General features: G+C 40.9%; 10 protein-coding genes. All 10 read right to left on the minus strand.

Features of this window, described 5'->3' with window-relative positions; translation table 11 throughout:
• Nucleotides 1-7 precede the first annotated feature (7 nt).
• On the minus strand, nucleotides 8-733 hold the full coding sequence (locus FZC76_RS01225; RefSeq protein WP_148986442.1) for a GntR family transcriptional regulator: 726 nt from the start codon (nucleotides 731-733) through the stop codon (nucleotides 8-10).
• Between the two features lie 190 nt (nucleotides 734-923).
• Complete coding sequence (locus FZC76_RS01230) at nucleotides 924-3,275, minus strand: DNA translocase FtsK (RefSeq protein WP_148986443.1); 2,352 nt, start codon at nucleotides 3,273-3,275, stop codon at nucleotides 924-926.
• A gap of 110 nt (nucleotides 3,276-3,385) precedes the next feature.
• Nucleotides 3,386-3,598, minus strand: coding sequence for a YlzJ-like family protein (locus FZC76_RS01235; protein WP_148986444.1), 213 nt, complete (start codon nucleotides 3,596-3,598; stop codon nucleotides 3,386-3,388).
• Nucleotides 3,595-4,353, minus strand: a complete 759-nt coding sequence (locus tag FZC76_RS01240; protein ID WP_148986445.1) for a ClpP family protease — start codon at nucleotides 4,351-4,353, stop codon at nucleotides 3,595-3,597. Before FZC76_RS01240 ends, FZC76_RS01235 begins: the two co-directional genes overlap by 4 nt.
• A 140-nt stretch (nucleotides 4,354-4,493) precedes the next feature.
• Nucleotides 4,494-6,158, minus strand: coding sequence for a ribonuclease J (locus FZC76_RS01245; RefSeq protein ID WP_148986446.1), 1,665 nt, complete (start codon nucleotides 6,156-6,158; stop codon nucleotides 4,494-4,496).
• 648 nt (nucleotides 6,159-6,806) lie between these two features.
• Nucleotides 6,807-7,679 carry a 4-hydroxy-tetrahydrodipicolinate synthase gene (gene dapA, locus FZC76_RS01250; RefSeq protein WP_148986447.1) on the minus strand — a complete coding sequence of 291 codons (873 nt, stop codon included), beginning with the start codon at nucleotides 7,677-7,679 and terminating at the stop codon, nucleotides 6,807-6,809.
• The gene (dapG, locus tag FZC76_RS01255) at nucleotides 7,672-8,943 is read right to left on the minus strand and encodes an aspartate kinase (protein WP_148986448.1); all 1,272 of its coding nucleotides are present in this window, start codon (nucleotides 8,941-8,943) and stop codon (nucleotides 7,672-7,674) included. Before dapG ends, dapA begins: the two co-directional genes overlap by 8 nt.
• A 165-nt stretch (nucleotides 8,944-9,108) precedes the next feature.
• Nucleotides 9,109-10,152, minus strand: a complete 1,044-nt coding sequence (gene asd / locus FZC76_RS01260; RefSeq protein WP_148986450.1) for an aspartate-semialdehyde dehydrogenase — start codon at nucleotides 10,150-10,152, stop codon at nucleotides 9,109-9,111.
• A gap of 152 nt (nucleotides 10,153-10,304) precedes the next feature.
• Nucleotides 10,305-10,904: a dipicolinate synthase subunit B gene (locus tag FZC76_RS01265; protein WP_148986451.1), complete on the minus strand. Its 600-nt coding sequence runs from the start codon at nucleotides 10,902-10,904 to the stop codon at nucleotides 10,305-10,307.
• 2 nt (nucleotides 10,905-10,906) lie between these two features.
• On the minus strand, nucleotides 10,907-11,803 hold the full coding sequence (gene dpaA / locus FZC76_RS01270) for a dipicolinic acid synthetase subunit A (protein ID WP_148986452.1): 897 nt from the start codon (nucleotides 11,801-11,803) through the stop codon (nucleotides 10,907-10,909).
• Between the last annotated feature and the right edge of the window lie 794 nt (nucleotides 11,804-12,597).

Raw genomic sequence — 12,597 nt, forward strand, 5'->3', positions numbered from 1 at the left:
AAAACTTCTATGGACGTTTTCTTAATACATGGAAACTAAATTTGTCTGCTCTGAAGTAATTGAGTGAATAAAGAATTGGCTCATCATTTTGATCGTAGTGCATTTGTTTTAGTACAAGTAATGCCGTTTCAGGTTCACATTCGAGGATAGGTGAAATTTTATCATGATAGCCTATTGGTTCGATATGTGTTACAGCATAAGATATATATCTTCCTGCTTCTTTTTCAAGAAGTTTCAAGAGTGATTCGTTCTTATAGGATTGATAGTCTTCTACAATCGTGGTAGGAATCTTATCAATACAGTAAACAACTGGAAGATCATTCGCTGTTCGTACACGTTCAAAATGAAGGACTTCACGAATTTCTTTATCATTGAATTTAATTAATTCTTCATCGCTTGGTGTCTCAATTGTAGAAGTTAAGAAGACTGTCCCTGGTTTCATTCCAGCTTGTGAAATCATTTCCGTAACAGAATTTAGCTGTTCAATCCCGGATGAGAACAGAGGCTTAGAATTTACAAATGTTCCAACACCATGCCTTCTTACCACAATATTTTCTTCTTCCAATACGCGCAATGCTTCTCGCAGAGTTGCCCTGCTAACTCCTAGTCGTCGAGACAATTCGAATTCGGAAGGTAATTTCTCTTTTTCTTTATACACCTTGTTCTCGATATCTTGCTTTAATTTGTCTACAACTAGTAAATACAAATGTCTGCTGTCTGACCGAATCGTCATAACTGATCCCCCATTAACCGTTTACAAAACACTTTTCATGTTTTCCTATTAATCCAAAATAATATAACACTTTTTAGGGGTAAAATAAATAGAAATTAAAGGATTTTGTCGAAAAAGTAAGCGAATTATAGGTTTATCATTCATTATGAAAAATAAAAGACGGCTTTTCAGAGCCGCCTTTTACTTTTGTTTACGAACCGACATCTTCACTTTGATTTCCTGATACTAATACAGTTCGTGGTTTACTGCCTTCATAAGGACCGACTACTCCCCTTACTTCCATGGCGTCAATAAGCCTTGCTGCTCTTGTATAGCCTATGCGGAAACGACGCTGAAGCATGGATACAGAGGCAGTCTGCATCTCTAAGACAAGCTGAACTGCATCATCATAAAGGTCGTCATTTACATCTTCCACTTCTTCATTGATATCTTGAGGAATCATTTCTTCTTGATATTGTGCTTTCTGCTGATCAATGACAAAGTCCACAATCCGCTCGACCTCTTCATCAGAAAGGAAAGCACCCTGTACCCTTATAGGTTTGGAAGCACCAACCGGTAGAAACAGCATATCCCCTCTACCAAGAAGTTTTTCCGCTCCACCCATATCCAATATCGTTCTAGAGTCTGTTTGAGAAGAAACACTAAAGGCAATCCGGGATGGAATATTCGCTTTAATAACCCCGGTGATAACATCTACAGATGGTCGTTGTGTGGCAATGATTAGATGTATTCCAGCTGCACGAGCCATCTGAGCAAGCCTTGTTATGCAATCTTCCACATCAGAGGAAGCGACCATCATCAGGTCTGCAAGCTCATCGACAATCACCACAATGTATGGCAAGGAAGGCTGTTTCGCTTCTTCATCTTGGTTGTGTCTCTTTATGTAATCATTGTATCCCTCAATATTTCTCGTACCTGTGTGAGAAAACAGCTCATAACGACGTTCCATTTCATTTACTACTTTTTTCAGTGCTTGAGAAGCCTTTTTAGGATCTGTTACTACTGGTGCTAAGAGATGAGGTACACCGTTATACATGTTTAACTCTACCATTTTTGGGTCAATCATCATCATTTTCACTTCATGAGGCTTTGCACGGACCAAAATACTAGTGATAATTCCGTTTATACAAACACTTTTCCCACTTCCAGTTGCACCCGCAACGAGAAGATGGGGCATTTTATTGAGCTCTGCTACGACAGAATCTCCAGAAATATCACGACCTAAGCCAATCAATAATTTCGCATCGGGCTTCTCAGCCTGTTTGGTATCCAATACTTCTCTTAAGGACACCATTGCCACTTCATTATTTGGTACTTCAATCCCAATAGCTGATTTACCAGGTATCGGAGCTTCTATTCGTATATCTTTGGCAGCCAGGGCAAGCGCCAAATCGTCGCTTAAGTTTACAATTTTACTTACCTTTACACCTACATCCGGATATACTTCATATTTTGTCACGGCTGGACCGAGATGAACTTTTGTCACTTTTGCTTTTACACCGAAACTGGCAAACGTCTTCTCTAATTTTCTAGCGTTCTGATAGATGTTTTCATGTTCTGTAGTTTGATGATTTGCTATTGGCTTGTTTAGAAGATCAAGAGATGGAAGAACATATTCTTTATTTTCCACTTCTGTAAAGGCCATTGGACCTGCAATTAGTTCTCCGGCTTCTTCTTGGCCCGCAACTTTGTCATCACTTATAGAAGGAGAAGCTAAAGTCTCCGTCTCCTGATTATTTTCTGTTTCTCGGTCGTTAAAAGAAGAAATGATAGGAGGAGAGATAAGTTCTTCTGTTGAAGTATCCTCCACAACAAGGACTTCTTCTGGTTTATCTTTTTTCTCTTCCTTTTGCTTTTTCTCTTCTGCTTGTTTTTCTTTTTTCCGTTTGTTACTGTCCTCTTTCCAACCTTTCATATCATCCATAAATGCAAGCCATTGGTTCTTTGCAAATCCAAATAAGCCGGCAGCGACTTTGAGTACAGTATCATTGAGGGATTTACCTGTAACTAATATAATTCCAATTACGATGAATATCATTGCTATCCACTGTGCACCACGTGCATCAAACAGGAGATGGAACAGAGCAAATAATATTGCACCCATCATTCCCCCACCAAGGTCTGTTGTACTTGTTTCTCCGTTTACTTCCAGCCAGAAAAGCTCCCATGTATTGCCGATAACAGATGGGTCAGCAAACGAGCCTCCGCGTGACAGCATCCTGAACAGGGTGACATGGCTTAGTAACAAAACAGACATCATAATAACATACACACCAACCAATTGCCTTGAGAAGAAGGTAGGTAACTCTCTTTTCCAGATGATATATCCGGATAAGAGCAATAACCCAAGAAGCATGAGCATATACCATTCTCCACTAAAAAAACGAAATAATAGAACAAAGGTTTGTCCTACCATACCAAGTTTGGCAATAGCTATACATGTAATGGCCAACAACAGCAGCCCCATAACTTCAAAAGTGACTGTGCGTTTCCATTCATCCCGGTTTTTGGTTTTTCTTTGTCTCTTTTTTCGTTTTGTCATTATTCTCACCTATCTGACTATAATGAGAAGACGAAAGCAGCCAACAAATACTGGCTGCTTTTTCCTCTGATGCTTGTATTATAACATAAGCCCTAACTCTTGAAACGGTGTTAAAGAAAATTAATCGTTTGACCTGGAGAATACTCGGTACTAAGATAGTGTGCCGGGTCTGTGCTTAAATTTCGGACGATTTGATAGGCGTTCATATCCGTTTGTTGAACAACCAAGGAAACGCCGTTAAAATCTATCACACGTTGCTTTTCATATTCTCCATTCTCCACTGGAAAAATCAATTCCTGAGGCATGGTCGTATAGAGAATCATTGCAGCATCTTCCCTTCTTCTGTTTTACCTGGATTTTTCGCTTCTACCATCTCGTTTAGCTTTCGGATGGCTTCTCCTACTCCCCCTACTTGATCAATCAATCCATACTCGACAGCGTCCGCTCCAACAACATTGGTCCCGATATCACGCGTGAGATTTCCTTTTGAAAGCATCAATTCCTTGAATTTTTCTTCAGGGATACCGGAGTTTTTGGTTACAAAGTTGATGACCCTATCTTGCATTTTATCAAGGTATTCAAAGGTTTGTGGAACACCGATAACCAGACCTGTCAACCGCACAGGATGAATCGTCATGGTGGCAGTTTCTGCAATAAAGGAATAGTCACAAGATACCGCAATAGGCACCCCGATTGAGTGCCCGCCACCAAGTACGAGTGAGACCGTTGGTTTTGACAAGGAAGCTAGCATTTCAGAAATAGCCAATCCAGCTTCGACATCCCCACCAACCGTATTTAAAATAACTAGCAGTCCTTCAATATTTGGGTTTTGCTCAATTGCAACAATTTGAGGAATGACATGTTCGTATTTAGTTGTTTTATTTTGAGGAGGTAATTGGACGTGTCCCTCAATTTGACCCACAATGGTCAGGCAATGTATTTTGGAGTCAGATGGCATTTGCGCAACATTCGTTTGACCAAGCTGCTGAATTTTATTTACTAAGGAATCCTTCCCTGCATCAGGTTTGTTAGGCTCTCCTTGTGGTTGTTCCGATGACTGGTATGTATAATCAGACATGCGACAATCTCCTTCCGTCCCTTATAGAATAAGTTTTCTCTAGTATAGTATTGACTCGATGCATTTTTTCATTCGCAACGATAAGAAAAACAAAACCCGCAACATGACATTAATTGCCACATTGCGGGTAAGAAACGCTATTACACTTCCATGATAATTGGAAGGATCATTGGTCGGCGTCTAGTCTTTTCATATAAGTGCTGATTGAGGGATTCTCTAATTTTCAGCTTCAAGCTTGACCACTCAAGAATCTGTTCTTTTACGGCATTGTGGAGAATTTCTGTCACGATAGCATTTGCCTTGTCTAGAAGCTCTTCTGACTCACGGACATATACAAAACCTCTTGAAAGAATTTCTGGACCGGCAATAATTCTTTTTTGGCTTTTACTGATGGAAACAACCACCACCATAATGCCGTCTTGAGACAATAACCTGCGATCTCTTAAAACAATGTTACCAATGTCCCCAACTCCGAGACCATCTATTAGCACATTCCCGGCATAGACTTTTCCAGCATATTTTCCAGTACCTTTGTTAAATTCAACAACTTCTCCCTTATTCAATAGGAAAATGTTTTCCTTATCAATACCAACGCTTTCTGCTACCTTGGAAAGCGCTCGTTGCATTTTGAATTCTCCTTGGATAGGAAGAACATATTTTGGCTTAAGTAAGTTTAACATTAACTTAAGTTCTTCTTGACAACCGTGCCCGGAAGAATGAATTTTCTTTTGACCATAAATGACAACTGCTCCAGCCCTATATAACTTATCTATTACTTTAGCTACCGTTAATTCTGTTCCAGGTGACGGGGAAGCTGCAATCATAACAATGTCTTGTTGTTTGATTTGAGCATGTTTATGCGTACCTTTGGCCATTTTCAAAAGGGATGACATAAGTTGTGAATGCGTGCCAATTGTAAGGACAACTACATTATCATCTTTTAGGTTGCCAAGTTCATTAACAGGTACAAGCAGGTCATCTGGAATGTGTAAATATTCTAGTTCTGTCGCAATTGTGAAGTTGCGATCTGTTGGATGAGAAACGACTACAAGCTTTCTGTTGCTATCCACAGCAGCTTGAACAATCTGTTGAATTCGACCGACATTTGTAGACAGGCATGCTGCAAACACACGGCCCTTTGCATTATAGGTTACATCCGCAATCTCTTGTCTGACAACGGATTCTGAAATCGTATAGCCAGGTTTCTCTGCATTCGTGCTATCTGATAACACACATAATACACCTTTGTTCCCGATTTCCGCAATTTTGCCCAAATCTGCATTCTGGGATAACTGGGATTGATCAAATTTGAAGTCTCCTGTATGAACGATGGCACCTTGTGGTGTGTTAAAGCATATGCCTACGGAATCCGGTATGCTGTGGTTCGTTCTAAAAAAGGTTACTGTGGTTTCGAGCAATTCTAAGACAGTGCTGTCATCTACCTCTTTAAACTCCACCTGCCCTTTAGATCCAAGCCCGTTCACAAGTTCTTTTGCAAGCGCCAGTGTAAACTTAGTACCATACACAGGAGCTTTAAATTTCCTAAGGATGTATGCAAGTCCTCCCATATGTTCTTCATGCCCATGTGTAAGGAATATTCCCTGAATCTTATCCTTATTATCCTCAAGATAAGTCGTATCTGGTATGACCATATCAATACCGAGCATCCCATCTTCTGGGATCATGACACCTGTATCCATGATATAAATGGAATCTTCCATTTCTAAAACGTACATATTTTTACCGATTTCCCCAATCCCCCCGAGGGCAAACACTTTAAGTTTCTCTGTCTGTGGTGTATTCACTTTTTTACCTCCTATATATCTGTAAACCGAATTATGACGATAATGCACGCTTTGCATCAAGAGATCTATTAAATTTTTAGCTACCTAGTGCCAAATCAATATCCGCTCCATGTCATTTGAAATTATTATAACGTATGAAAGAATTGGAATACAAGAAATATTATAACAACTGGAATTTAATGGGTTTAATTAAGAAAAACCTGGCGAACCGCCCGGTTTTAATCTTAGTTGCTAGTTATGCACCGCTGTTGATTTCCGCAAATGGCTTCGCTTTCCTAGGGGGCGCTGCTGGAGCCTCCTCGGCTACGCCTGCGGGGTCTCCACCTAGCACTATCTCCCTCAGGAGTCTCTGCCTTTTGCTCCAATCAACAGCTATAGATTACTATAACGAAACGTTACTGCTTTTTGAGTTTACTCAGTTACATAGTCTTCATAAACCCTTAGGTAAATGCAGTAGCCAAGTTGATTGTAGTGGCAGGCGCGTAGACGCCCGCGGGAGGAAGGGACAGGTGAGACCCCGCAACGGAGTGAGGAGGCTCACGGACCGCCCGCAGGCAAGCGAAGCGCCTGGAACGGAAATCAACAGTTATCAAAATTTTTCTCAAAAAAAAACCAAAGCTTCCTATTAAGCCTTGGTTTTTTTGCATATTAGATAGTTTCTATAAGTTTCGTTAACGTATTTCTTTCTTGTTCTGTTAACGGCACCAATGGAAGTCTGACACCGCCGACATCCATTCCTTTTAATTGAAGTGCTGTTTTTACTGGGGAAGGGCTTGGTGCACTGAATAAACCCTTCATGACAGGTAGCAATGTTTGATGCTGTTTCGCAGCACTCGCGATTTCCCCTGCCTCAAAAGAACGAATCATCTCTTGCATTTCATTTCCTAACACATGTGAAGCTACGGATACTACACCATTTCCTCCAATAGAAAGTACCGGCAATGTTAAGCCGTCATCACCACTGTACAGGACAAATTCATCCGGTGTATTTGCAATGATCTCCGTCATGGCATCTAAGTTTCCGCTTGCTTCTTTAACAGCAACGATGTTATCAATCTCAGAAAGGCGGACAATCGTTTCGACTGACATATTTACAACGGACCTACCAGGAATATTGTATAACATCACAGGCAGTGAAGTTTCAGATGCGATGGTACTAAAATGTTGATATAGCCCTTCTTGACTTGGCTTATTGTAGTATGGTGCCACTAACATGATGGCATCAACACCTGCTGCCTCCGCTTTTCTGGTAAGGTCAATGGATGCTCTGGTATTATTGCTTCCTGTCCCAGCAATAACTGGAATTCTACCGTCGGCAACCTTTACAACATGAGCGAAAAGGGCAAGCTTTTCTTCTGTTGAAAGTGTAGGAGATTCTCCTGTTGTTCCTGCAACCACAACGGAATCCGTACCGTTTTTTATAAGATAGTTGATCAATTGTGTTGTTTTCTCAAAATCTATGTTTCCTTTATTATCAAATGGAGTTACCATAGCTGTAGAAACTTTACCAAAGTTAATCATGAACTGTTTTCTCTCCTTCTTCTGCGGTTGGATGTAAGATCGTTATTTGTTTTCTTGCTAAATTGAAAGCTTTGTGTAAAGCATTCACCGCTTTAATCATATCTTCTTGTTTTACAAGTACCCAGATGGTGGTATGGCTATCTGCGGATTGAAGAATTTGTATGCCGAGTTCCGACAGCGCTGTAACTATTTTCGACGTTACTCCGGGTACTCCTGTCATCCCCGCTCCAACTGTTGCAACTTTTGCACAGTGGCGGTTTACTTTTGGCTCATACCCCAATTTCTGCAGTACATTTATCGCTTTTTCACTCATCTCATCTGTGACGGTGTAAACCACACTAGTAGGGGAGATATTGAAAAAGTCGACGCTAATTTGTTCATTGGCCATTGCGCGAAAGACTTCGGTTTGAATGCCATAATTACCTTCTTTTGCAAAGACCTTTATTTGTGTGACATTAGGTACATGGGCTATTCCCGTGATCAAGCGGTCCTTTACATCCGCACCTTTTCCCATTCTATCTAGCGAGGTCACTAATGTCCCTGTTGAATTGGAATAAGTAGACCTGATACGAATTGGAATCTTTGCTTGCATTGCAATTTCCACGGCACGCGGATGAATCACTTTAGCCCCTTGATATGCCATGTTACATATTTCGTTATAGGTGACAACTGGCAACGGAGAAGCATCTTTTACAATGCGTGGATCTGCTGTCATGACCCCTTCCACATCTGTAAAAATATCTATCCATTCTGCATGAAGGGCTGCACCTAGTGCGGCAGCTGAGGTATCACTTCCTCCACGCCCAATGGTAGAAATATCCCCGTTCTTTGTTTCCCCTTGAAATCCTGCCACAACCACCACTTGGTGCAATTCTAGCATTTCCAGAAGTCTCTCACATTTCATTTCAATGATACGGGCATTTGTGTGGTCGTTATTGGTTCGAAACCCAGCCTGTGGACCGTTTAATGCAGTTGCAGAAATTCCTTCCTTTTGCAGCAGGCTACTGAATACAATGGAAGAGATGATTTCTCCACAAGATAATAGCATATCTATTTCACGCTTTGACACGTTGTTCTTACCTGGCTCCACAAGGTTAAGAAGGGTGTCCGTTGCGTAAGGCTCCCCTTTTCTTCCCATGGCGGATACGACAACGACCACTTTGTATCCATCATTCACTGCCTTTTTTATATGTTTGACTGCAGCATGTCTACTGGCTTCATCCCTTACTGAAGTTCCACCAAACTTTTGAACTATTATTTTCATATATTGACACCTCATCGCGGTTTAGAAACATCCTTAATACATACGAAAGATGTGATGAAAATAGTACCTTCCTAGAAGGTGCTCACTGTTCAAGAATAGCAATGGGTGGAAACCGGACTTTCTTCCGAAAAGAAAAGGTCTTTGAAAGACCTTTTCTTTATCTTGTTATTGGTTGATTACGCCAAGTTTCACTAAGCTCTCTGCGATTTGTACGGAGTTCCAAGCTGCACCTTTTAACAAGTTGTCAGAGACAATCCATAAATGGAAGCCTTTTTTGTTATCTAAGTCCTTCCTGATTCGACCGACAAACACGTCGTTAGATCCTACACAATCAGCAGGCATCGGGTAAACCTGTTCTGCAGGATTGTCTTGCAGTACAACGCCAGGAGCTTTTTCCAGCAACGCCTTTAAGTCTTGAACAGTCACATTTTCGTCTTCTACTTCAATATATACAGATTCAGAATGTCCTGTTACAACTGGAAGACGTACACAAGTAGCTGCAACCTGTAAGTTTTGGTCATGCATAATTTTTTTCGTTTCGTTTATCATTTTTAGTTCTTCAAACGTAAAACCATTCTCTTCAAACTTATCAATCTGTGGAATGGCATTGAATGCAATTTGATAGTGTTTCTTATCACCTTTTACAGGTAGAATGCTTGGTGAGAATGATTCATTGTTTAAAATCGCCTGTGATTGGGTTTCAAGTTCTTCAATTGCCGCCGCACCTGCACCTGATACTGCTTGATAAGTGCTGACAATAACCTTAGTTAGGCCATATGACTTTCTGATTGGTTCTAGTGCGACAACCATTTGAATAGTAGAGCAATTTGGGTTTGCAATGATTCCGTTATGGGATTTGATGTCTTCTTCATTTACTTCTGGAACTACTAATGGTACATTCGGATCCATGCGGAAGAAACTTGTGTTGTCAACCACTATTGCTCCACGCTTTGCCGCTTCAGGCGCAAGCTCCTTGGAAACACTTCCTCCTGCACTGAACAATGCTATATGAACACCCTCAAATTTATCAGGTGTCGCAACTTCAATTGTCACTTCTTCCCCTTTAAATAATACTTTTTTACCTGCAGAGCGCTTCGAAGATAATAGCGTAAGCTTCTTAACCGGGAAATTTCTCTCTTCTAATGTATGAAGCATTTGCTGTCCTACTGCTCCTGTTGCGCCTACAACTGCTACATGTAAACCACTCATCTATTAAGCACCTCTCCATTTTAAAAATAGCTCTATTAATATTTCACTGAGCTTTCAGAATAAATATTCATATATAGTTTTTAATTTTATCATATTACTGAAATAAAGAAGAGAAGAAATTCTTACTTTTCTTCTCTTCTGAACAAATTTTATTATAAATCGTCTTTGTACCTTTCCACGATGACTGGTTGTATTTGTTTATGCTCTAATGCATGCTCTACTGTTGGCATAAGCATACTCATTCTTGCAACCATGGAGTTTGGTTTTTTGTCTGGCGCATCTTGCCCATAAGGAATAAAGTATATATTTTTGGTAGCCATTAATCTCATTAAATTTAATCCGTTTAATCCGAGGGCATCATTGGTTGATATCCCTAAGACTACAGGGTTATGATTCCGAAGTGTTGCCTTTGCAGCCATTAGTACAGGAGAATCTGTAAGCGCATTAGCCATTTTACTCATTGAGTTCCCGGTTAAAGGGGCAATGATCATACAATCCAATGGAATCTTCGGTCCAAGCGGTTCTGCTTTTACGATAGAATCTATCACTTTAAATCCTGTCATGTCTTCAATCAATTTAATCCAATCTTCCCCTTGACCGAATCTTGTATTTGTATGTTGAACGGTCGAAGTAACTACTGGCCTCACTTCCGCACCAGCATCAAGTAGTTTTTGTATTTCCGGAATAACTGCATCATACGTACAATGAGACCCCGTTAAACCAAAACCTAGCCGTTTTCCTTTTAATTGCATGGTTAATTCCCCTTTCTCCCTTCCATTTCTTCTTTAAGTAATTGTGACAAGACATTCGCCACGATCTGCCCCGCAGTTTTCGGAGCAACAATTCCTGGAAGTCCTGGAGCTAATAATGCTTTAATACCTCTTTTCTCGGCATACCGGAAATCAGTTCCTCCTGGTTTGGAGGCCAAATCGATTATGAGAGTATGAGCAGGCATTTTAGAGATTACATCCGATGTTACAATAAGGTGTGGAATAGTATTGATGCAGACATCTACATCTGTAACATTGTCAGCCAATTCGTTTAGATGAAATGGAGTTACGCCCATCTCGAAAATACGGGCAATATGTTCTGACTTTCTAGCGCCTACACGTACATTGGCACCCAGTGCGGCAAAAGTTCGTGCTACACTCATTCCTACTCTCCCTAATCCCAACACTGCTACATTGGAGTTATGGATCGTAATATCTGTATGTTGAATCACCATCATGATGGTACCTTCCACAGTCGGTATTGCATTATAGATGGCAACATCATCACGATCAAACAATTGAACCAACTTCCTATTTGTACTTGCCACCAGTTGATTCAAATACGGATTGGTGATCCCTGAATAAATGGTACAGTGATCTGGTGTATTCTTGACTATTTCCTCCGTCAGCACAATTTTTTCGTTTGAGAAAATTGTATCAACCTGCCCCTCTAAATTTGTGCCGGGTACAGGAAGGATAATGGCATTGACAGTCGAAAAATCCACCTCACTCATCTGCTCCTTTGAAGCACCAGTAAAGCCGTGATCTAATTGGTCAAATCCTACAAGCGAAAGCTTCGCGTCTAGCTCAATAAGCTTACGTATCACTTCCAGCTGCCTTGCATCACCGCCAATGACAGCTATGTGCAAACCGGTCAGCATATATCGTTCACCTTCTTCTACTTCGTGAAAGTTTGTAAATCTGGCTCAAGTTTTTCTTACTTCCACATCTTATGTAACCTATGGAAAATCTGTGCTTGAATCAAAGGAGAAAGGGAAGAGTTTGCTAGTGGGTGGTATTTAGGAGTATGTGGGTAGGTGTTTCTTGATTTAATGGCTATAAAAAGAAATTTTTTTGTTTAGGACTTAGAGAGAGTTTCAATACTACGGAAAGCTATGTATTGTTTGGGGTTAGGGCTTATAGAGGGCTTCTCTAGATTACCCAATGATGTGGTATTTCTGCTGTTCGGGCTTAGAGAAGGCTTCTCTGTTACCGAAAGTTGTGGTATCCCTGCTTTTTGGGCTTAGAGAAGGCTTCTATACTACCGAAAGTTGTGGTATCCCTGCCGTTCGGGCTTATAGAAGGCTTCTATACTACCGAAACCAGTGTAATTCCTGCCGTTCGGGCTTATAGAAGCCTTCTATACTACCGAAACCAGTGTAATCCCTGCCGTTCGGGCTTATAGAAGCCTTCTATACTACCGAAACCAGTATAATCCCTGCCGTTCGGGCTTATAGAAGCCTTCTATACTACCGAAACCAGTGTAATTCCTGCCGTTCGGGCTTATAGAAGCCTTCTATACTACCGAAGCCAGTATAATCCCTGCCGTTCGGGCTTATAGAAGCCTTCTATACTACCGAAGCCAGTGTAATCCCTACCGTTCGGGCTTATAGAAGCCTTCTATACTACCGAAACCAGTGTAATCCCTGCCGTTCGGGCTTATAGAAGGCTTCTA

Origin of the sequence: Sutcliffiella horikoshii (assembly GCF_008180725.1) — a bacterium.
Lineage (GTDB): Bacteria > Bacillota > Bacilli > Bacillales > Bacillaceae_I > Sutcliffiella_A > Sutcliffiella_A horikoshii_B.